Below are 20,692 nucleotides of genomic sequence, written 5' to 3'. Positions count from 1 at the left end.
GTCGAAGGAAAACACGTGACGATCACCGCAGAACGCCGCCAGGAAGTCATCAAGGATCACGCCCGCGCCGAAGGCGACACCGGTTCGCCGGAAGTCCAGGTCGCGATCCTGACCGAGCGGATCCGCAACCTGACCGAGCACTTCAAGGGCCACGCCAAGGACAACCATTCGCGTCGCGGCCTGCTGATGATGGTCAACAAGCGTCGCTCGCTTCTCGACTATCTCCGCAAGAAGGACGGGGATCGCTACCTCGCCCTCATCGCGAAGCTCGGTCTTCGCAAGTAATCACGGGAAGGGCGCCCTTGCGGCGCCCTTCTTGCATATACGCCTCGCGCGTGACGCGAGCGTGCAACGCCGCAGGGGCAATAAGGCCCGACCGGCACGAGCCAAGACTGGCTCAAGCAGGCCCCGGCTGCATAGGGCGGCCGGAGTGAAGGAAACGACATGTTCGACAAGAAAACGGTAAGCATCGAGTGGGGCGGAAAGACCCTGACGCTCGAAACGGGCAAGGTCGCCCGCCAGGCTGACGGCGCGGTTATCGCGACGCTCGGCGAAACGGTGGTGCTGTGCGCCGTCACCGCTGCCAAGACGGTCAAGGAAGGGCAGGATTTCTTCCCGCTCACCGTCCACTATCAGGAAAAGTTCTCCGCCGCCGGTCGTATCCCGGGTGGCTTCTTCAAGCGTGAGCGTGGCGCGACCGAAAAGGAGACGCTGGTTTCGCGTCTCATCGATCGCCCGATCCGCCCGCTGTTCCCCGAAGGCTTCTACAACGAGATCAACGCCATCGCTCAGGTGCTGAGCTATGACGGCGAGAACGAGCCGGACATCCTCTCGATGATCGCCGCGTCCGCCGCGCTCACCATCTCGGGCGTGCCGTTCATGGGCCCGATCGGCGCCGCACGCGTCGGCTATATCGACGGCGAGTATATCCTGAACCCGACCGACAAGCAGGTCGAAGAGGGTGAGCTCGATCTGGTCGTGGCCGCGACCTACGACGCGGTCATGATGGTCGAATCCGAAGCCAAGGAGCTGTCGGAAGAGATCATGCTGGGCGCCGTGCTGTTCGCGCACGATGCCTGCCGTGACATCGTGAAGGCGATCGTGAAGCTCGCCGAGCAGGCCGCCAAGGATCCGTGGGATCTGGCGCCGGTCGACGACAAGTCGGCCACGCTCAAGAAGCTCGACAAGGCGATCGGCAAGGACATCGCCGCCGCCTACAAGCTGACCGACAAGCAGCAGCGCCAGAACGCGCTGAACGAGGCCCGCGCCAAGGCCCGCGAGGCATTCGCGGACCTGAAGGAAAGCGATCCCGCCCAGTATCTCGGCACGCTGAAGCTGGTGAAGAAGCTCGAGGCGAACATCGTCCGTCAGGCGATCCTGAAGGACGGCAAGCGCATCGACGGCCGCTCCACCACGCAGATCCGCCCGATCGAAGCGGAAACGCACTTCCTGCCGCGCGCCCACGGCTCGGCGCTGTTCACGCGCGGCGAGACCCAGACGATCGCAACCGCGACGCTTGGTACCCGCGATGCGGAGCAGATGATCGACGGCCTGAACGGTCTGTCGTACCAGCATTTCATGCTGCACTATAACTTCCCGCCCTATTCGGTCGGTGAAGTGGGCCGCTTCGGTGCGCCGGGCCGCCGCGAAGTCGGCCATGGCAAGCTGGCATGGCGTGCGCTGCACCCGGTGCTGCCCAGCAAGGAAGACTTCCCCTACACCATCCGTCTGACCAGCGACATCACCGAGTCCAACGGCTCGTCGTCGATGGCGTCGGTGTGCGGTGGGTCGCTGGCGCTGATGGACGCGGGCGTGCCGATCACGCGCCCGGTGTCGGGCATCGCCATGGGCCTGATCCTGGAAGGCAAGGATTTCGCGATCCTGTCCGACATCCTGGGTGACGAGGATCATCTGGGCGACATGGACTTCAAGGTGGCGGGCACGTCCGAAGGCATCACCACGATGCAGATGGACATCAAGATCGCCGGCATCACCAAGGAGATCTTCGAAGCCGCGCTGCACCAGGCCAAGGAAGGCCGTGCGCACATCCTGGGCGAGATGAACAAGGCGCTGGGCGAGACCCGCGGCGAGCTGTCGGCGCATGCGCCCCGCATCGAAACGCTGCAGGTCGACAAGTCCAAGATCCGCGACATCATCGGCACGGGCGGCAAGGTGATCCGGGAGATCGTCGCCACCACCGGCGCCAAGGTCGACATCGACGACGAGGGCGTGGTGAAGATCAGCTCTTCCGACCACAGCCAGATCGAGGCGGCGATCGCCTGGATCAAGGGCATCGTGGAAGAGGCCGAGGTCGGCAAGATCTACACCGGCAAGGTCGTCAACATCGTTGACTTCGGTGCATTCGTGAACTTCATGGGTGGCAAGGACGGTCTCGTCCACGTCTCCGAGATGAAGAACGAGCGCGTCGAGAAGCCCGGTGACGTCGTGTCCGAAGGCCAGGAAGTGAAGGTCAAGGTCCTCGAGATCGATCCGCGCGGCAAGGTTCGCCTGTCGATGCGCGTCGTCGACCAGGAAACCGGCGCCGAGCTGGAGGACACCCGTCCGGCACGCGAACCGCGCGAGCCGCGTGGTGACCGTGGCGACCGTGGTCCGCGTCGCGAAGGCGGCGGTGATCGTGGTGGCCGTGGCGGTGATCGCGGCGGCGACCGTGGTGGTGATCGCAGCGGCCCGCGCCGTGATCGCGGCCCGCGCCGCGAGCGTTCGGAAGGCGGCAACGGCGGCGGCAATGATGACGGCCCTGCGCCCGAGTTCGCCCCGGCGTTCCTGACCAACGACCGCGACCGCGACTAAGCGCGCGCTCGCCTTCGGGTGACATGAGAAGGGCCCTGGCAGCGATGCCGGGGCCCTTCTTCGTTTAGGGAGACGACTAGGCTCATTCGTGTCGCGTGTAGCCGATGCACGGGCCTCAGGCGGAGGCGCCCGGGGCTTCTCCCTCGACGATGCGCGGGACGAGCGGCATTCGGGTGCACGATCTCCGTTCACCGTGCTGCACGACGCCACCCCTTCGAGGCTCGGCGCGAGCGGGAGGGGAGGCGGCGTGCCCCCAAATGCACGAAACCCCGGCCCTGAGCCGGGGTCCAGCGTCCTCTCCGCCGTCGCGGACAGAAGCGAGACCCCGGATCAAGTCCGGGGTGACGGGTCACTCAAAGACGAGGACGTCTCAGGCGGCGGTTTTCGCCTTTTCCACCGTGACGGCGACGCGGTTGGAGATCGGCTGGGCGATCTCGCCGGCCAGCTTCAGCGCCGTCTGGGTCGAGCGCGAGGCCTCCGCAACGAACGCATCGAACGAAGCGCGCACGAAGTTGCTCTGGAGCTGGAACAGCTCGGCGGGCGAGGTGACGCTGCTCAGCGAGCGGAACGCGCCGGTTGCGCTTTCATAGGAGGTCTTGAGGTAGCTGGTGGCGTTCTGGCCGATCTGCTCGAAGCCCTTGGCGGCGATCTTGGAGGATTCGACCACGGCTTCGAGGTTGGCCTTCTGGAACGCGTTCATGTCCTCGAACGCCTTGGCGCCCTGCTCCATCTGCGCCTTGGCGCGCTCGTTCGCCTGCGCGAACATCGTCTTCGTCTGTTCGGTCATCGTGTGGAAAGCTTCAACCATCGTCCGTTCCTTCGCGCGGCGGAGCGCCCCGAGGGCGGGACACTCACAATTGGCGGTCTCGTGCAGGAAGATGCCGGCCGCCTTGTTACGTTATGCTGCGCCGCAAAATAATACAGTCCAAGTCATTGTTCAATAACATTGTGCGGTGCAACATGAACGCTTAGCGTCCCCGCACGTAGCTGCCCGGCGCGTCCTCCAGCGCAGGGCGTGTGCCTTGTCCCGGAATACGCGCGCCCTGCGCGGCGACGGTGGTGTCTCCGTGGCCCCGCAGCCAGCCGAGCCAGTGCGGCCACCAGCTGCCCTTGGTTTCGCGCGCCCCGGCGATGAATTCGTCCAGAGACGCGACGGGGGCATCGTTGGTCCAGTATTGGTATTTTCCGGCCGAAGGCGGGTTTACGACGCCAGCGATATGGCCCGAGCCTGCGAGCACGAATTCCACCGGCCCGCGGAAGTGGCGGGTAATTTCCCAAACGCTCTCGGCGGGCGCGATATGATCCTCGCGGCCGGCCTGAACGAAGCTGGGAGTAGCGACCTTGCCCAGATCCAGCGGCGTGCCCCCGATCGAAAGCGCGCCGGGGGAAACGAGCAGATTGTCGCGGTACAGGTCGCTCAAATAGCTCTGGTGCCACCGCGCCGGCAGGTTGGTGGTGTCGCCGTTCCAGTGCAGCAGGTCGAACGGGACATAGTCACTGCCGAGCAGGTAATTGTTGGTGACATAGTTCCAGATCAAGTCGCGCCCGCGCAACAGATTGAACGTCGCGGCCATGTAGCGCCCGTCGAGGTACCCCTCGGGCGAGATCGCGGCGAGCAGCTGCAATTGTTCGTCGCTGATGAAGCTCTTCAGGTCGCCGGCGCTGCGGAAATCGACCTGGGCGGTGAAGAAGGTGGCGCTCGCCACCTTGTCGGCCTCCCCGCGCGCGGCGAGCAGCGCCAGCGTCGCCGCCAGCGTGGTGCCCGCAACGCAATAGCCGATGGCGTGAACCGAGGGCACGTCCAGCAGGCCGCGGATCAGGTCCACCGCCTCGATCTGTGCCGTGATGTAATCGGCCCAGACCACATCCTTCATGCTCGCGTCGGCCGACTTCCAGGAAACCATGAACACGCTGATCCCCTGATCCAGGCACCAGCGGATGAAGCTTTTCTCCGGCGTCAGATCCAGGATGTAGAAACGGTTGATCCAGGGCGGAAAGATCACCAGCGGGGTGGCCAGCACCTCGGGCGTGGTCGGCGCGTAATGGATCAGTTCGAACAGGTCCGTGCGGTGGATCACCTTGCCCGGCGTGGTGGCAAGGTTGCGGCCGATCTCGAACGCGCCCGACGGCGTGTGCGTCATTTGGCCGCGGCTGATGTCGGCCAGCATGTGCTGCAGCCCCTTCAGCAGATTTTCGCCGCGCGTTTCCAGCGTGCGCTGGATCACTTCGGGATTGGTGAACGGGAAGTTGGCGGGGCTGATCGCATCAACGAAGCCGCGCATGGCGAACCGAAGCTGTGCCCGCTGCTCCTCGCCCAGGCCCTCCATCGTGTCGACGCTGCGCAGCAGGTGATCGGCAAGCAGTTCGTAGGATCGCCTCATCCACGCGAACAGCGGGTTCTGGTGCCAGGCGGCGGCGGCGAAGCGCTTGTCGATCCGCCCGCCGCCAGCTTGCGGCGCAGGCGCGGTGCCGGTGCCGAGGAACTGCTGCCAGAGCGACAGGCTTTCCGACCAGAAATCACCGGTCTTATTCGCCGGCCCATCCTTGGCCGCCGACTCGCCCGACGGCGGCGACTCGATCATCGCCAGCCCTTGCTCCAGCATCATCTGCTGTGCACGCCCGATCACCCATGTCCAATGCTGGAGGTCGGCGAGGCTCGGCGGCGGGGGCTGGTCGGTCATCTGATCCTCTCCGCGCATCACCATAGCGTTGCTATACGCCGGCGATAGTCCTCGACTGCTTTCGCTGCGGCGGCGCAGGGTCTATGCCAGGCCTTCCGCAACCGAGGTTCGCATGTCCGACGAATTCTACCGCATCAAGCGTCTGCCGCCCTATGTGATCGCTGAAGTGAATGCGATGCGGGCTCAGGCGCGCGCGGCGGGTGAGGATATCATCGACCTCGGCATGGGAAATCCCGATCTGCCGCCGCCGCCGCATGTGATCGCGAAGCTGGTGGAGGTGGCGCAAAAGCCGGACGCTCACGGTTATTCGGCGTCAAAGGGCATCCCCGGCCTGCGTCGCGCGCAGGCAAATTATTACGGCCGCCGCTTCGGCGTGGACGTCGATCCCGAAACCGAAGTCGTTGTCACGATGGGTTCCAAGGAGGGGCTGGCCAGCCTTGCCACCGCGATCACCGCACCGGGTGACGTGATCCTGGCGCCGAACCCCAGCTACCCGATCCACACCTTTGGCTTCATCATCGCCGGCGCGACGATCCGCGCGGTGCCGACGACGCCGGACGAGCATTATTTCGAAAGCCTCGAGCGGGCGATGAACTTCACCGTGCCGCGGCCGAGCATCCTGGTCGTCAATTACCCGTCGAATCCGACAGCCGAGGCGGTCGATCTCGCCTTTTACGAGCGGCTGGTCGCCTGGGCACGCGAGAACAAGGTTTGGATCATCTCCGACCTCGCTTATTCGGAGCTATATTACGACGGCAGTCCGACCCCTTCGATCATGCAGGTGAAGGGCGCCAAGGATGTGGCGGTCGAGTTCACCTCGCTGAGCAAGACCTATTCCATGGCCGGCTGGCGGATCGGCTTCGCGGTGGGCAACAAGACGCTGATTGCCGCCATGACACGGGTGAAATCGTATCTCGATTACGGCGCCTTTACCCCGATCCAGGCCGCGGCCTGCGCCGCGTTGAATGGCCCGCAGGACATCGTGGAGCAGAACCGCAAGCTCTATCACAAGCGACGCGACGTGATGGTGGAAAGCTTCGCGCGCGCCGGCTGGGACATCCCGAGCCCGCGCGCGTCGATGTTCGCCTGGGCGCCGCTACCCCCGGCTCTCGCGCATATGGGCAGCCTGGAATTCTCCAAGCAATTGCTCACCCATGCCAAGGTCGCGGTGGCGCCGGGCGTGGGTTACGGCGAGAATGGCGAGGGCTTTGTGCGCATCGCCATGGTCGAAAACGAGCAGCGGCTGCGCCAGGCCGCGCGCAACGTGAAGAAATATCTCGCCAGCATGGGCGTGAACGTGCCGGCTCGGAACGCCGGTTGACCCCTGCGTCACCGCTGCCGGAGCGCGCATGATCGGCTATGATCCGCTCTACTCGCTCGCCGGCCTGCTGGTGGGCGTGCTCGTTGGATTGACCGGCGTTGGTGGCGGATCGCTGATGACGCCGCTGCTGGTGTTGGCGTTCGGCTTTCACCCGGCGACGGCGGTGGGCACCGACCTGATCTACGCCTCCGCCACCAAGACGGTGGGCAGCGCGGTGCATGGCCTGCGCGGTACCGTGGATTGGCAGATCGTCCGCCGCCTCGCCGCGGGCAGCCTGCCGGCGGCGGCACTGACGCTGTTGCTGCTCAGCCAAAGTGTGGAGCGGGGCAAGGACAGCGGCGCCACCATCGCCTTCGTGCTGGGTTTGGCGCTGGTCGCGACGGCGGCAGCGACGTTCTTTCGCGCACGGATCGTCGCAGCGATCGGGCCACGGTTTCGCGGCATGGCGCCGCGCACGCTTCGGCTGCTGACGGTGGCGCTCGGCGTGGTGCTGGGCGTGCTGGTCTCGCTGACGTCGGTCGGTGCGGGCGCGCTGGGAATGACGGCGCTGCTGCTGCTGTATCCGACCGCGCCGGTCAGCCGCCTGGTGGGATCGGACATTGCGCATGCCGTGCCGCTGACGCTGATCGCCGGCATGGGCCATTGGTGGCTCGGCTCGGTTGACGTGATGCTGCTCCTGTCGCTCCTGGCGGGATCGATCCCGGGTATCGTGATCGGCAGCCTCATCGCCTCGCGCGTGACTGATCGGGTGCTGACGCCGATCCTGGCGGCGACGCTGGCGGTGGTCGGCTTCAAGCTGATCCTCTAGGGGCTTGCCGCCTACGCCGGTTTCCGGCGGCCATCATTGTTCAGGACTGATCCCATGCCCCGCCCCGGCTTTGCCTTTTCCACCGCGTTCAAGGTGCGTTACGCGGAGATCGACGGCCAGCGCGTCGTCTTCAATTCGCGCTATCTCGAATATGCCGATGTGGCGGTGACGGAATTCTGGGACTGGACGGGCATTGCCGATGCGCTGGGTGATACCTGGCGCGAGATGGAATTTCACGTTCGCCGGGCGAATGTGGATTATCTGAAGCCGCTCATGCTCGGCGATACGGTGGACACGTCGGTGCGGATCGAGCGCATCGGCTCGTCCAGCATCACCAAGCGGTTCGAGATCGCCAACCAGCATGGCGAATTGTGCAACGTGATCGAGATGGTGAGCGTGAACGTCCATCTGCCCACCGGCCGCCCGGTGCCGATAGAGGGCGAAGTGCGCGCATTCCTGGAGGCGCTGATGGTGGCGCAGCCGGACCGCGTGGCGTAAAGGCGCCGCCATGCTTGAGATGCGCCCTGATTGCGAACGCTGCGGCGCAGACTTGCCGGCCGACGAGGGCGGCGCGTTCATCTGTTCGTTTGAATGCACCTTTTGCGCGGATTGCGCCGATGCCTTGGACGAGCGCTGCCCCAATTGCGGCGGCGAGCTACTCGATCGACCGGCGCGAACGGGCGCGGCGCTGAAGAAGAACCCCGCCTCGACGAAGCGCCACTTCACCGCCTGATCGTCTCAGCGCCATTCCACACGGGGGGCGGGGGCTTGTCGGCACCCTCGCGCGCCGGTTCACGCAATGATCCCTGTCCTACGCCGCCCGATCATGATGTAATCGCCCGATGCTTGCTTGCCGTCTTTCCACCCGCGCGCCCGCCAGTCCGACGAATGTTGAGGCTGTTGGAGAAAAACCTGCGACAGCCTCAACTTCCTCAACATTCGTTTTTTGCAATCGCCCATGACACCGCGCATCCTGATCATCGCAGGCTCGGATTCTGGCGGCGGCGCCGGCATCCAGGCCGATATCAAGACCGTCACCATGCTCGGTGGCCACGCCATGACCGCGGTGACGGCGATCACCGCGCAGAACACGCTGGGCGTGCAGGCCGTCCACCCGGTCCCGACCGACATCGTCGTCCAGCAGATGCGATCGTGCATCGACGATCTCGGCGTCGACGCGGTGAAGATCGGCATGATCGGCTCGGCGGAAACTGCGCATGCGGTAGCCGACGTGCTGGAGCCGCTCGGCCGCGTGGGCATGCCGATCGTGTTCGATCCGGTGATGATCGCAACCTCCGGATCGGTGCTGGCCGATCCGGCGACCATCGAGGCATTCGGTCGGCTGATGCGCGTCGCGATGCTCATCACCCCGAATGCGCCGGAACTGGCCGTGCTGACTGGCAGGCCGGTTGAAACGGAACGCGAGGCGCTGCTTGCCGGTCATGATCTCACCCAGTCCACTGGCGCGGCGGTGTTGGCGAAGGGCGGACACCTGTTGCCTGAGGCGACCGGACAGGTCCTGCTACCCCAAGGAGAGGCTGGCGATCTCCTAGCGGACAATCTGGTCCTGCCCGACGGCACCGATATGGTGTGGACCGATCCGCGCATCGACTCGCCGCACACGCACGGCACCGGCTGCACCTTGGCCAGCGCCGTGGCCGAGGGGCTAGGGCGTGACCTGCCGCTACCCGATGCGATCGCACGGGCGCGGCGGTTCGTCCGGATTGCACTGCGCGAGGCGCCGGGACTTGGCGCCGGGCATGGCCCGATGGGGCATCAGCGGGTGCGGCTGGATTGTGACCTGGGCGGCGCGATGATCAACCAGGTGACCTTGCCGGCCACCGATCATGTGGCGAGCGTCGCCTTCTACAATGCGCTCGGCCTAACCATGATCGTGGAGAGCGCGGGCCGCTATGCCCGCTTCGAAAGTGCGGGCGGGACGACCCTGTCTGTCGAAGCGGCAGCGGAGATACGGGGGCAGCCGATCATTTTCCTCGAGGTGACTGATCTCGATGCGGCAGTCGCTTCAGCGCGTGCGCACGGGATCGCTGTCGCCGATCCGCAGCTTCAGCCGTGGGGCTGGCACGAGGCGCGGCTGACCGATCCTGCAGGCAACACGCTATGCCTGTATGTTGCAGGAGAGAACCGACGCTTCCCGCCGTGGCGGATTAGCTGAAACCGCCGAGCGCGGCGGGATCAGCCCGAGTCCAGCGCCCGCTGCAGCCGATCGCGGATGGCGCGAAGCGTTTCTGTCGAGGCGTTATCCGTGCCGGCGGGTGCCACCGGGGTCTCCGCTGCCTCCGCTTGGGGCACGGCGGGCGCCGCGGGAGGCGGGGGCGGGGCTTTGCCGCCGCGCGCTTCCGCGGCCAGCAGCTTCTGAACACCCTTTACCGTATAGCCTTCGGTCCCCAGCAGGCGCTGGATCCGCTCGATCAGCGCAATGTCGGACGGGCGATAATAGCGCCGGTTTCCTGCGCGCGTGACCGGGCGCAGCTCCGGAAAGCGGGTTTCCCAATAGCGCAGCACATGGGGGGCGACGCCGGTCGCGGTCGCCACCTCCCCAATGGTGCGAAAGGCACCCTCAGACTTTTCGTTGACGCTCACGCGCTCGCGTTGACGATGCGATCGCGCATCATCTGGCTGGCCCGGAATGTAAGCACGCGCCGCGGCGCGATCGGCACTTCCACCCCGGTCTTCGGATTGCGGCCGACCCGCTCGCCCTTGTCGCGCAGGACAAAGGTGCCGAAGCCAGAGATCTTCACATTCTCGCCGCGCGCCAACGCGCCACAGAGCGATTCCAGGATCTGCTCGACCAGCCGAGCGGAATCAGCGCGCGACAGCCCCACCTGGCGATGCAAAGATTCCGCCAGATCGGCCCTGGTCAACGTGCCAGCATCACTCATGTGTTTAAAACTCCCCGCCGCTTATTGCGTGAGGTTATCATCAAAGTGCGCAAATCGGAAGATGGATGTGGGGGCTCGCCGCGTCTCAGAACCGGACGACGGCGGCGCCCCAGGTGAAACCGCCGCCCATTGCTTCCAGGACAACGATCTGACCCGCCTGGATACGCCCATCGCGTACCGCCGCATCCAGCGCGAGCGGCACGGAGGCGGCTGATGTGTTGGCGTGCTGATCAACGGTGATCACCACCTTCTCCGCCGGCAGGCCAAGCTTGCGCGCGGTGGCATCGAGGATGCGGGCGTTCGCCTGGTGCGGCACGACCCAGTCGACCTGATCGGCGGTAAGCCCCGCAACCACGAGCGACTCCTCCATCACCGCGGCGAGATTGACCACGGCGTGACGGAACACCTCGCGGCCCTTCATGCGCAGCTTGCCCACGGTGCCGGTGGTGGAGGGACCACCATCGACATAGAGTAGGTCGTTGTGCCGGCCATCGGCATGGAGGCGGCTGGCGAGGATGCCGCGGCCGTCCGCCTCTTCGCTCTCCTGCGCTTCGAGCACGATCGCGCCGGCGCCATCCCCGAACAGGACGCAGGTGGTGCGGTCTTCCCAGTCGAGGATGCGGCTGAATGTTTCGGCGCCGATCACCAACGCGCGGCGATGCGCGCCGGCGCGCAGCATGCTGTCGGCGACCTGCACGGCATAAAGGAAGCCCGAGCAGACGGCGGCGATGTCGAAAGCGACGCAATCGTCGATGCCCAGCATCGCCTGCACCTTGGTGGCGCTCGATGGGAAGGTCTGGTCCGGCGTCGCAGTGGCCAGGACGATGAGGTCGACCCCCTGCGCATCGACGCCGGCGCTCGCCAGGGCAGAGGTTGCGGCATCGCGCGCGAGCGTCGCGGTGGTCTCTTCCGGCCCCGCGATATGGCGGAAGCGGATGCCGGTACGCTCGACGATCCACTCGTCGGTGGTGTCGACCATTTCGGTCATTTCGGCGTTCGACACGCGGCGCGCCGGCAGCGCCGATCCCGTGCCGGTGATGACGCTGCGAATCATGCCGCTTGTCCCTCGAAATGCCGGAGGTCCTCGGCGATGCGGCGGGTCAGATCGGCCCGCACCATCTTTGCCGCAACGTTGATCGCATTGGCCACGCCGAGTTCGTTCGCACCGCCATGGCTCTTCAGCACCAGGCCGTTGAGGCCCAGGAAGACGGCGCCATTGTGATTGTTGGGGTCCAGCCGATCGCGCAGCAACTGGGTTGCCGGGCGCGAGATCAGGAAACCGATCTTGGAGCGGACAGAGCTCTTGAAGGCGCGCTTCAGCAGATCCGCCACAAAGCGCGCGGTGCCCTCTGCGGTCTTCAGCGCAATGTTGCCCGAGAATCCGTCGCACACGATCACGTCATGCTCGCCGCGCGACAGCCGATCACCTTCGACGAAGCCGGTAAAGGTCATCGGCAGGTGCGGAGCATTGCGCAGCGCGGCAGCGGCGTCACGGATTTCCTCCGTGCCCTTCTGATCCTCGCTGCCGATGTTGAGCAGCGCCACACGCGGGCTGTCGAGATCCATGGTGACACGAGCATAAGCCGCGCCCATGACCGCGAACTGAACAAGGTTCTTGGTCTCCACCTCGGTGTTGGCACCAAGATCGAGCATCACGAGATCGTTTTCGCCCAGCGTCGGAAGAAGCGCGGCCAGTGCCGGCCGATCGATGCCAGGCATGGTGCGCAGCGCAAGCTTCGCCATCGCCATCAGCGCGCCGGTATTGCCCGCGGAAACGGCGGCGGCAGCGCGGCCCTGCTTCACGAAATCGATCGCGACGCCCATCGAAGTCGTCTTGGCGCGGCGCAGCGCCTGGCCCGCCTTTTCGTCGCCCGAGATAACATCGGGCGCGTGGACGATCTCGGCGTTCTGGCTGAGATTGGGATGGCGTTTCAGCCCGTCACGAATCGCCGCTTCATCACCGACGAGAAGGAATTTCATCCCCTCGAACTGATGGCGCGCACGCGCAACGCCCGCGAGCATGACCGCCAGCCCCTCGTCACCGCCCATCGCATCGACGGCGATCCAGGAACTGTCGGCCATGGCGGAACGATCTCCGTACTCTAGATCAGCATAACCGAATCAGCAGCGGGCGCGCATGTGCGGCCCACCGCAGACGGCATCAGCCCTCGACCGAGATGACCTCACGGCCGTTATAGTGGCCGCAGGACGTGCACAGGTTGTGGGGACGACGCAGCTCGCCGCAGTTCGGGCATTCCTGGAACGCCTCAACCGACAATGCGTCATGTGCGCGGCGCATGCCACGGCGGGAGGGGGAAGTCTTTCGCTTGGGGACGGCCATCGCGGCACCTTGATCAATATTGTTCTAAACAAATACGATTGGCCCGACGACGATCGGCGCAGACCGGCATATCACCGGTCGCGCCGGGCAGCCGGGCGCATCGCGAAGACCCGCGCCTATAGCGGATCGCGCGGGCGTTGCAAGCCGCGCGGCGGGCTGGCACGCTTCAATTCAACGAAATGGGGAGGAAATGATGGTGCTGCCTGTCACACTCGTGATCGCTGCGGCCTGTGCCGTGATCAACATCTGGCTCGCTGTCCGGCTGGTGCGTAGGCGCGTGCAGGGCAAAGTGATGGTGGGGGATGGCGGCGACCCTGCGCTGGCGGCTGGTATGCGCGCGCACGCCAATTTCATCGAATATGCCCCCATCGTGCTGATTCTGATGGCGCTGATCGAGCTCGCCCGTGGTCCGCTCGTGGCGCTGTGGATCATCGGCGCGGTGTTCGTCGTGGCGCGAATCGCCCATCCGCTCGGCATGGGTCGGGCGGCGCCCAATGCGTTTCGCGCTGGCGGGGCGGTGGCGACCTGGATCGTGACGCTGATCCTGGCGGGCTGGGCGCTGGCGATCGTGGTGGGAATGGATGGGGGCGGCACGATCACGCTCGCGCACGTGGAGACGCCTCGCGGCTGAGCAAGTTTTGTGGGGGGGCGGCTGCGGAGGGCGTCATTGTGGCACGCCGCAGCGCGCCGCGGGTCAGTCCTCGCGCTTCGCCCCGTCCAGAAGGCGTTCCTGCCGTGCGGTGTCGGCCGCGGCAGCTTCACGTTCGGCCTTGGTGCGGCCGAACGTGATCCGATTCGCCGCCGCTTTTTCCTGAGCGTCAGCGCGGACGCGCGCCTTGCGCGCTCGGCGGAGGTTGATCACCTCGCCCACGTCAGGGGCGGACCTCGCGCGCGATCCCGTCAAGCAGGCCATTGACGAAGCCGGCCTCGCGCCGCTCGTAAAAGGCGTGGGCGACGTCGACATATTCGCTGATCACCGCGCCCTTCGGCACGTCCACGCGCGACAGCAGTTCGTAGGTGCCAGCGCGCAGGATGGCCTTCATCGGCTTGTCGAGGCGCTCCAGCGTCCAGCCGGCCGCGAGCTTGCCCTGGATCAGCTTGTCGATCTCGCCGATCCGCGCGTGCGCGCCGGTGACGATATCGTCGAAGAAGGCGACGTCCGCCTCGGCATATTCGGCGCCCTCGATGGTGGCGCCGATCCGGTGGTGGTGGAATTCGTGCAGGAGCGCGGGCATCGCGGTGCCCTCCATCTCATGCTGGTAAAGCGCCTGGGTGGCGGCGAGGCGCGCGGCGGCGCGGGCCTTGGTACGGGCAGCGGTACGGGACATGGCGGCGGCCCTTACGCCGATGGGCGCGAATCGGCCAGTCCTTCGACACGCGCGTGTGCCTAGCTCGACTTAAGAGAGCCGCGTCATTCCGGCCTTGCGCCGCGATCCAACCATCTGCGGGCGCTGTCGCTCGCCCTTCGGACCTCAGCGTCTGCGGCCTCGTGGATCCGGCGCAAGGCCAGGATGACGATGAGGATGGGGCAACGGCTCGTACGAGCGCGAACTCTACCGCAGCCGCAGCGCCACCGATTGCGCGTGGGCCGGCAAACCCTCCGCCTCGGCCAGCGCTACCGTTGCCGGGCCCAACTTGGCCAGCGAGTCGGCGTCGAGCTGCAGGAAGCTGGTGCGCTTCATGAAGTCGGTAACGCCCAGTCCGCTGGCGAATCGCGCGCGGCGGCCTGTGGGGAGCACGTGATTCGGGCCGGCGACATAGTCCCCGATCGCTTCTGGCGTGTGCCGGCCGAGGAAGGCGGATCCGGCATGGCGCAGCATGTCGAAGAGCGGCTGCGGATCATCAACGGCGATCTCGACATGCTCGGGCGCCAGCGCGTCGACCAGCGGCATCGCCTCCGCCAGATCGCGCACGATCACGATCGCGCCGCTGCGCTCCCACGCGATCCGCGCGGTCTCGCCGGTTGGCAGGTCGACCAGCTGCCGCTCGACTGCCGCCACCACGGCATCGGCGAAGTCGGGGGAATCGGTGAACAGGATCGACTGGGTCGTCACGTCATGCTCGGCCTGGCTGAGCAGGTCGGCGGCGATCCAGTCGGGATCGTTCTGCCCATCGGCGACCACCACGATCTCGCTCGGCCCGGCGACCATGTCGATGCCGACGACGCCATAAACTTGGCGCTTGGCCTCCGCGACCCAGGCATTGCCGGGCCCGGTGACAACATCGACGCGCGCGATCCGATCGGTGCCCCACGCGAGCGCACCGATCGCCTGCGCACCGCCGACGCGCCAAACCTCGTCCGCGCCGGCAAGATGCGCGGCTGCGAGGACGAGCGGGTTGATGTCCCCTTTTGGCGTCGGCGTGACGACCACCAGCCGCTCCACCCCTGCGACCTTCGCAGGGATGGCGTTCATCAGCAGCGTGGACGGGTAGGCCGCACGGCCGCCGGGCACATAGATGCCCGCCGCATCCACCGGCCGCCACCGCGCGCCGAGCCGCACGCCGGCCTCATCGGTGAACGCGGTGTCCGCCGGCCGCTGTTTCTCGTGATAGGCGCGGATGCGCGTTGCCGCGAGCTCCAGCGCCTCGCGCAGAAACCGGTCGAGTGCGTCGAATGCAGCCGCGCAGTCTGCCAGCGGGACGTGCCAACCGCTCTCGTCCAGATCGTGGCCGTCGAGCTTCTGGGTAAAGGCCTTGAGCGCCGCATCGCCCTCATCGCGCACGCTGCGCAGGATGTTCGACACATCGCGGGTCACATCAGCGTCCGATTCGCGGCGCGCATCGACCAGGGCGGCGAAGTCGCGCGCGAACGAGGCGTCGGCGGTGGAAAGCCGGATCATGCCGCCTGCGCCTCATTCAAGGCGCGGCGGAATGCCTCCACCAAGGGCACCACCAGCCCGGCGCGCATCTTCATCGCCGCGCGATTGACGATCAGCCGCGAAGAGACTTCGACGATTGTCTCGACCTCGACCAGGCCATTCTCCTTGAGGGTGCGGCCAGAGGACACCAGGTCCACGATGCGCGGCGCCAGGCCAAGCATGGGTGCCAGTTCCATCGCGCCGTTCAGCTTGATGCACTCCGCCTGCACGCCGCGGCTCGCAAAATGCTGCGCGGTGAGATGCGGGTATTTGGTGGCGACGCGCACATGGCTCCAGCCGCGCGGATCGTCGTGCTCCGCCAGTTCTTTCGGCTCGGCTACGGAGAGGCGGCAATGGCCGATGTTGAGGTCCACCGGGGCATAAAGCTCGGGGTAAGCGAACTCGCCGAGCACGTCGGAGCCGACGATCCCGAGCTGCGCCGCGCCATGCGCCACGAAGGTCGCGACATCGAAGGCGCGCACGCGGATCAGCGCAATTGCGGGGTCCTGCGTGGCAAAGCGGAGCGCGCGGCTGTCCTCATCGAAGAACGCGGCTTCGGGCACGACGCCAGCGGCGGCGAGCAGCGGCTGCACTTCGGCGAGGATCCGCCCCTTGGGTACGGCAATGACGAGCGGTTCGGCCATGGCGGCGGGCTTTACGCACCGCTCCGAACAGGCGCAACACGTGCTCATGGGCAGCGAAGCAGAGAATCGCGAGTCGTTCCGCATCCAGGCGGGCTATTGCGCCGCGATGGCCGCACCGATCACCGCGCGGGTCTGCACCGCGCTTGCCGACGCGCTGGATCTGGAGAGCGCCACGGGACGGCGGGTGCTCGACTGGCGCGGTGAACCGGTGGCGGACGCCGTAGTGCTTCGGCTGGTCGGCGGGCTGCATGCGGTCCATCGGCGCGGCGTCGATCGGGCGCTGGATCGGGTGTTCACCGGCACGGTGAGCGACCCCGCTGATGTGATCGATAGCCTGCGATCGGTGGTGCGCTTGCATGACGCCGCGCTGCTGCCGTGGCTCGACGGGCCGCCGCAGACGAATGAGGCGGGGCGATCGGCGGGGCTGATGACCGGGCTGCTCCAGGTGGCCGAGCGGTTCGGCCCGGCGATGGATCTGCTGGAGATCGGTTCGAGCGCCGGGCTCAACCTGCTGATCGACCGCTACGCATTCGATCTCGGTGGATTGCGTCGCGGGCCGTTCGACTCGCCCGTCCTCATCGCGCCCGAGTGGCGCGGTCCGCCGCCGCCCGATGCCGCCGTCGCGATCCGCTCCGTTCAGGGTGTCGACATCGCGCCGGTCGACGTGGCTGATCCCGTCGAAGCGGAGCGGCTGGCCGCTTATGTCTGGGTGGACGCCGCCGAGCGCCTCGAGCGAATCGAGCGCGGGATCGCCATTATCCGCGATCGTGGCGTGTCACTGGTGCAGGGCGACGCGGCCGATTGGGTGGAAGCCAAACTGGCGGAGCCGCAGGACGCCGGCACCACGCGCGTGCTCATGCACTCGGTGGTGTGGCAATATCTGCCGCCCGCCTCGCAAGCGCGCATCCGCGAGGCAGTGGACGCGGCAGGCGCGCGCGCCACGCCCGAACGGCGGCTCGCCTGGGTGATGATGGAGCCCAACCGCGATCTTCACCGCCACGAGGTCCGCGTGCAGAGCTGGCCGGGCGAGCGGCCGATGGAGCTGGTGGCGCTCACCCACGCGCATGGCGCATGGGTGGAGGCGCTGCCGCCACCCTATGAAACGCGCGACTATGTGATGCGGCGCGGCCCGTACGAGCGGGATTGAGCCGCGCGTTTCAGGGATAGCTGACCGTCTTGGGCTGACCGGGGATGGGGATCCATTCGATCTCGTCGCCGGGCACGACCGGGAACTCGCGGGCCATCCACGCCCGCTTCGCTTCCTGGATGCGCTCGCGCGAGGAGCTGACGAAATTCCACCAGACGTGCCGCGGCGTCGTGAACGCATCACCGCCGGCCAGCATCGCCCGCGCACCGCCGCTCGACCGCAGCGTTGCAGCGATGCCGGGCCGAAGCACGTACAGCCGTTGCGGCTCCAACGGCACGCCCTCAAGCGTCGCGTCGCCCTCGACCAGGTAGACGGCCCGCTCGTCCGCCTCTGCGTCGATCGGCACGCTGGTGCTCGGCGCCAGCACGATGTCGGCATAGATCGTACCGGCATGCGTCGTGGTGGGCGCAGTGCGGCCCCACAGGCTGCCCATGATCACGCGCGCGGTGATGCCGCCATCGCTGATCACCGGCAGGTCGCCGGCGGCGACATGCTCGAACGCCGGGTCGATCTCCTCGCGCCCGTCGGGCAGCGCAAGCCAGGTCTGGATGCCCGATAACGGCGGCCCTTCCGGGCGGACTTCTGCGGGCGAGCGCTCCGAATGAACGATGCCGTGGCCTGCCGTCATCAGGTTCACCGCGCCGGGGCGAATGACGATCTCGGTGCCCAGCGAATCGCGATGCCCCAGCGCGCCGTCGAAGAGGTAAGTGACCGTGGAAAGATTGATGTGCGGATGCGGGCGCACGTCGATCCCTTCGCCGGGCGGCAGGTGCGCCGGCCCCATCTGGTCAAAGAACAGAAATGGCCCCACCAATGTGCGTTCGCGGTGCGGCAGGGTGCGGTGTACCTTGAAGCCGCCGATGTCATGCGTCGCCGGCAGCAGCGTTTGTTCGATCAGGTCGTCACGCGTCATGGTCGGTCGCCTCCAGCATCGCGAGTAGATCGTCGGGATAGATGGTTTCGGGCCATTGCGCGATCTCGTCCCGGCGAAACCAGCGCCACTCAGTCATCACCCGCCGCTCCAGCTCGGTATGGCCAGCGGGGTCTACCTCGTTCGCCTCCACATCGACGCGGAACCAGCGCTCGTCCGCCGTCACCTCGACCCGTTCGATGGTGAGGAACTCGACATGCCGCTGCGCCACTTCGGGGCCGGGATCGGCTCGGATGCCGGTTTCCTCGAACAGCTCGCGGCGGGCCGCCTCGGCATAGCTTTCGCCAGGATCGACTGCCCCGCCGGGTGTGCACCAGAAGGGCGGGCGATCATCGCCGGGGGTGAAGCGGAACAGGAGAACCTGGCCCGCCCGATCGACCAGCAGGATGCGTGCCGCCGGCCGCGCCGCGCGGGCGATCCGGCCGGCCGGCGCACCGGTCATCGCGGCTCGCCCGGCGCCAGCGTCTTCATCGCCAGCGCATGGACGTGATCGCGCAGCAGCTCGGCCAGCGCCCCATTCACCAATCGCTGTCGCGCGACACGGTTAAGCCCTGTAAAGGCTGCACTTTCCACCACGACGCGAAAGTGCGATTCGCCCGATCCATCGTCGCCGGCATGGCCGCGGTGCAGCGCGCTTTCGTTGATCACCTCGAGGTGCGTCGGGTCGAGCGCTGCGGTGAGGCGGGCGGTAATGGCCTGCTCTACGGGGCCGGTGGAAGGCGTGGTCATCGCGCCTATATAGTCCGTTTTTCCAGGGATGTTCTGATTTTGGCGAAGGACCGGCCGAACGCGCGTTTTCACGGGAGGATCGAGGGCGACCGGCCGTGCGAGGCACCCGGTTGCGATGCGGCGGGCGAGTTTCGCGCGCCGCCACTGGAGGGCCCCGGCGGTGACGGGCCGGGCCGCTACCGGTGGTTCTGCCTCGATCACGTGCGCGCGTTCAATTCACGCTACAATTTCTTTGACGGGATGACGGCGGAGGAGATCAACCGCGCGCAGCGGCCGATGGCCGGCTGGGAGCGCGAGACGCGTGCCTTTGCGCGCGCCGGCGGCGGCGACCAGGGTCCGCGCTGGGCCGACTTCTCCGATCCGCTCGACGCGATCGGCGCGCGGTTCCGCCGCGAGGTCGCGCCCGAACGGACCGACGGCAAGCCCTTGTCGGGGCAGGACCGTGCGAGCCTCAAGGTCCTGGGCCTGGCGCCCGACGCGGATCGCTCCGCGCTGCGCAAGCGCTACAGCGAATTGGTGCGCAAATATCACCCCGATCGCAACGGCGGGGATCGCAGCTATGAGGGCATGTTGCAGAAGGTGATTGCCGCGTATCAACAATTGCGGCAGGCGCCGGCCTTCGCCTGAACGCCCCAACAGACTATGCGCGGGCGGCGCTCGGGCCTTGCCCTCGAAACACGGCATGCCATATTTCAGGCGGTGACAATGATCAGCTTTCAGATCGACATGGCGGAACGACGGGACGATGGCGGCCGCGAGGACGGCGGCGGCACCGGCGTTGGCGTGGCAACTCGCACCCGCGCCAAGGTGAAGGAGCCGACCCCCTATCGCGTGCTGATGCTCAACGACGATTATACGCCGATGGAGTTCGTGGTGCTGTGCCTGCAGCGCTTCTTTCGCATGAACGCGGAGGAAGCGACTCGGGTCATGCTGCACGTTCACCAAAAGGGTGTCGGCGTGTGCGGCGTGTTCAGCTACGAAGTGGCAGAAACGAAGGTCGGGCAAGTGATGGACTTCGCCCGCGCCAACCAGCATCCCCTGCAATGCACGCTCGAAAAGGCCTGAACGCCGTTTGGCGGCCGCTATGATCGCGATTGCGCTATCGCTTGCCGTAGCGGCGCCTGCCCTGCCGGAGCGCGACGCCTGGTATGCCTGCCTCGAGGATTTCACGCAGGTCGCCATGGCGAGTAGCGGCACCCCGGCCACGGTCGCGCTCCAGACGGAACAGGCCTGTGCCGCGGAGCGCAAGGCGTTCCAACTCGCGCTGTTCCGCTCGCGCACGGTGGAGGGCGATGCGGCGGCGCTGACCGCGCGCTTCGCCGCCGAGGACCGTTCCGCCTACGAATATGTGATCGCGTTGGTTCATCGCCTGCGCTGAGGCGCGGCGACACACCCGATACTCCGTGGCCCCTGAACTTGCTCCGGGATCCATGGTGCCGCGAGGGCGGGGGCTAGGGGCTCTAGCGGCAGCACCCGCGGATGGTTGGATCCCGGATCACGTCCGGGATGACGGTTGCT

26 protein-coding genes are annotated in these 20,692 nt (G+C 66.6%); 12 read left to right on the top strand and 14 right to left on the bottom strand.

The window, feature by feature from the left end; all coding sequences use genetic code 11:
- The first annotated feature begins 15 nt into the window (after positions 1-15).
- A complete protein-coding gene (gene rpsO / locus SPMU_RS10405) occupies positions 16-285 on the top strand; it encodes a 30S ribosomal protein S15 (protein ID WP_088333822.1) in 270 nt (89 codons plus the stop codon).
- Positions 286-444: 159 nt separating this feature from the next.
- A complete protein-coding gene (pnp, locus tag SPMU_RS10400; protein ID WP_088333821.1) occupies positions 445-2,811 on the top strand; it encodes a polyribonucleotide nucleotidyltransferase in 2,367 nt (788 codons plus the stop codon).
- A gap of 370 nt (positions 2,812-3,181) precedes the next feature.
- Here pnp and SPMU_RS10395 read toward each other — a convergent pair whose 3' ends face one another.
- Positions 3,182-3,619, bottom strand: a complete 438-nt coding sequence (locus SPMU_RS10395; RefSeq protein ID WP_088333820.1) for a phasin family protein — start codon at positions 3,617-3,619, stop codon at positions 3,182-3,184.
- Between the two features lie 160 nt (positions 3,620-3,779).
- Positions 3,780-5,510, bottom strand: a complete 1,731-nt coding sequence (locus SPMU_RS10390; protein ID WP_088334105.1) for a PHA/PHB synthase family protein — start codon at positions 5,508-5,510, stop codon at positions 3,780-3,782.
- A 94-nt stretch (positions 5,511-5,604) separates the two neighbouring features.
- On the opposite strand from SPMU_RS10390, the gene SPMU_RS10385 reads away from it, so the two are divergent.
- From SPMU_RS10385 to thiD, 5 genes are all read left to right on the top strand, one after another.
- Positions 5,605-6,813, top strand: coding sequence for an LL-diaminopimelate aminotransferase (locus tag SPMU_RS10385; RefSeq protein ID WP_088333819.1), 1,209 nt, complete (start codon positions 5,605-5,607; stop codon positions 6,811-6,813).
- A gap of 28 nt (positions 6,814-6,841) precedes the next feature.
- Positions 6,842-7,621, top strand: coding sequence for a sulfite exporter TauE/SafE family protein (locus SPMU_RS10380; RefSeq protein WP_088333818.1), 780 nt, complete (start codon positions 6,842-6,844; stop codon positions 7,619-7,621).
- A gap of 54 nt (positions 7,622-7,675) precedes the next feature.
- Positions 7,676-8,119 carry an acyl-CoA thioesterase gene (locus SPMU_RS10375; protein WP_088333817.1) on the top strand — a complete coding sequence of 148 codons (444 nt, stop codon included), beginning with the start codon at positions 7,676-7,678 and terminating at the stop codon, positions 8,117-8,119.
- 10 nt (positions 8,120-8,129) lie between these two features.
- The gene (locus SPMU_RS10370; protein ID WP_088333816.1) at positions 8,130-8,354 is read left to right on the top strand and encodes a DUF1272 domain-containing protein; all 225 of its coding nucleotides are present in this window, start codon (positions 8,130-8,132) and stop codon (positions 8,352-8,354) included.
- A 225-nt stretch (positions 8,355-8,579) separates the two neighbouring features.
- Positions 8,580-9,797, top strand: coding sequence for a bifunctional hydroxymethylpyrimidine kinase/phosphomethylpyrimidine kinase (gene thiD / locus SPMU_RS10365; RefSeq protein ID WP_088333815.1), 1,218 nt, complete (start codon positions 8,580-8,582; stop codon positions 9,795-9,797).
- A gap of 20 nt (positions 9,798-9,817) precedes the next feature.
- On the opposite strand, the gene SPMU_RS10360 is transcribed toward thiD, so the two are convergent.
- From SPMU_RS10360 to rpmF, 5 genes are all read right to left on the bottom strand, one after another.
- A complete protein-coding gene (locus SPMU_RS10360) occupies positions 9,818-10,225 on the bottom strand; it encodes a MerR family transcriptional regulator (protein ID WP_088333814.1) in 408 nt (135 codons plus the stop codon).
- Entirely contained in the window at positions 10,222-10,524 is a 303-nt protein-coding gene (locus SPMU_RS10355; RefSeq protein ID WP_088333813.1) for an integration host factor subunit alpha, read from the bottom strand. The genes SPMU_RS10360 and SPMU_RS10355 overlap by 4 nt, the downstream gene beginning before the upstream one ends.
- A gap of 85 nt (positions 10,525-10,609) precedes the next feature.
- Positions 10,610-11,578 (bottom strand): beta-ketoacyl-ACP synthase III, encoded by a 969-nt coding sequence (locus SPMU_RS10350; protein WP_088333812.1) that lies wholly within the window; start codon positions 11,576-11,578, stop codon positions 10,610-10,612.
- On the bottom strand, positions 11,575-12,606 hold the full coding sequence (gene plsX, locus SPMU_RS10345; RefSeq protein WP_088333811.1) for a phosphate acyltransferase PlsX: 1,032 nt from the start codon (positions 12,604-12,606) through the stop codon (positions 11,575-11,577). Before plsX ends, SPMU_RS10350 begins: the two co-directional genes overlap by 4 nt.
- 79 nt (positions 12,607-12,685) lie before the next feature.
- Positions 12,686-12,865, bottom strand: a complete 180-nt coding sequence (gene rpmF / locus SPMU_RS10340) for a 50S ribosomal protein L32 (protein WP_088333810.1) — start codon at positions 12,863-12,865, stop codon at positions 12,686-12,688.
- 193 nt (positions 12,866-13,058) lie between these two features.
- Here rpmF and SPMU_RS10335 point away from each other — a divergent pair, with 193 nt between their 5' ends.
- Positions 13,059-13,496, top strand: coding sequence for an MAPEG family protein (locus tag SPMU_RS10335; protein ID WP_088334104.1), 438 nt, complete (start codon positions 13,059-13,061; stop codon positions 13,494-13,496).
- 63 nt (positions 13,497-13,559) lie between these two features.
- Here SPMU_RS10335 and SPMU_RS10330 read toward each other — a convergent pair whose 3' ends face one another.
- From SPMU_RS10330 to hisG, 4 genes are all read right to left on the bottom strand, one after another.
- Positions 13,560-13,736, bottom strand: a complete 177-nt coding sequence (locus SPMU_RS10330) for a DUF4169 family protein (RefSeq protein WP_088333809.1) — start codon at positions 13,734-13,736, stop codon at positions 13,560-13,562.
- Between the two features lies 1 nt (position 13,737).
- Complete coding sequence (gene nusB / locus SPMU_RS10325) at positions 13,738-14,193, bottom strand: transcription antitermination factor NusB (RefSeq protein WP_088333808.1); 456 nt, start codon at positions 14,191-14,193, stop codon at positions 13,738-13,740.
- A gap of 225 nt (positions 14,194-14,418) precedes the next feature.
- Positions 14,419-15,705, bottom strand: coding sequence for a histidinol dehydrogenase (gene hisD / locus SPMU_RS10320; RefSeq protein WP_088333807.1), 1,287 nt, complete (start codon positions 15,703-15,705; stop codon positions 14,419-14,421).
- Positions 15,702-16,367: an ATP phosphoribosyltransferase gene (gene hisG, locus SPMU_RS10315; RefSeq protein ID WP_088333806.1), complete on the bottom strand. Its 666-nt coding sequence runs from the start codon at positions 16,365-16,367 to the stop codon at positions 15,702-15,704. The genes hisD and hisG overlap by 4 nt, the downstream gene beginning before the upstream one ends.
- On the opposite strand from hisG, the gene SPMU_RS10310 reads away from it, so the two are divergent.
- Complete coding sequence (locus SPMU_RS10310; protein ID WP_245833071.1) at positions 16,348-17,514, top strand: DUF2332 domain-containing protein; 1,167 nt, start codon at positions 16,348-16,350, stop codon at positions 17,512-17,514. The two genes, hisG and SPMU_RS10310, sit on opposite strands and share 20 nt — an antisense overlap.
- A 10-nt stretch (positions 17,515-17,524) precedes the next feature.
- Here the strand turns inward: SPMU_RS10310 and SPMU_RS10305 are convergent, their stop codons facing one another.
- Genes SPMU_RS10305 through SPMU_RS10295 form a run of 3 tightly spaced genes read right to left on the bottom strand, consistent with a single transcriptional unit; the run spans position 17,525 to position 19,174 of the window.
- Positions 17,525-18,427 carry a pirin family protein gene (locus tag SPMU_RS10305; RefSeq protein WP_088333805.1) on the bottom strand — a complete coding sequence of 301 codons (903 nt, stop codon included), beginning with the start codon at positions 18,425-18,427 and terminating at the stop codon, positions 17,525-17,527.
- A complete protein-coding gene (locus SPMU_RS10300; protein WP_088333804.1) occupies positions 18,417-18,887 on the bottom strand; it encodes an NUDIX hydrolase in 471 nt (156 codons plus the stop codon). The genes SPMU_RS10305 and SPMU_RS10300 overlap by 11 nt, the downstream gene beginning before the upstream one ends.
- Positions 18,884-19,174, bottom strand: a complete 291-nt coding sequence (locus SPMU_RS10295) for a BolA family protein (RefSeq protein ID WP_211275764.1) — start codon at positions 19,172-19,174, stop codon at positions 18,884-18,886. Before SPMU_RS10295 ends, SPMU_RS10300 begins: the two co-directional genes overlap by 4 nt.
- Before the next feature lie 39 nt (positions 19,175-19,213).
- Between SPMU_RS10295 and SPMU_RS10290 the strand changes: the two genes are divergently transcribed.
- The 3 genes from SPMU_RS10290 to SPMU_RS10280 all read left to right on the top strand — a co-directional run bounded on the left by SPMU_RS10290 (position 19,214) and on the right by SPMU_RS10280 (position 20,552).
- A complete protein-coding gene (locus SPMU_RS10290) occupies positions 19,214-19,801 on the top strand; it encodes a J domain-containing protein (protein ID WP_425442169.1) in 588 nt (195 codons plus the stop codon).
- Between the two features lie 99 nt (positions 19,802-19,900).
- Positions 19,901-20,239: an ATP-dependent Clp protease adapter ClpS gene (gene clpS / locus SPMU_RS10285; protein ID WP_088334100.1), complete on the top strand. Its 339-nt coding sequence runs from the start codon at positions 19,901-19,903 to the stop codon at positions 20,237-20,239.
- Positions 20,240-20,258: 19 nt separating this feature from the next.
- Complete coding sequence (locus SPMU_RS10280) at positions 20,259-20,552, top strand: hypothetical protein (RefSeq protein ID WP_088333803.1); 294 nt, start codon at positions 20,259-20,261, stop codon at positions 20,550-20,552.
- Positions 20,553-20,692 lie beyond the last annotated feature (140 nt).

This window comes from Sphingomonas mucosissima, from assembly GCF_002197665.1.
GTDB lineage: Bacteria > Pseudomonadota > Alphaproteobacteria > Sphingomonadales > Sphingomonadaceae > Sphingomonas > Sphingomonas mucosissima.
The sequence above is the reverse complement of the archived record's forward strand: the minus strand, read 5'-3'. Positions and strand labels throughout refer to the sequence as shown.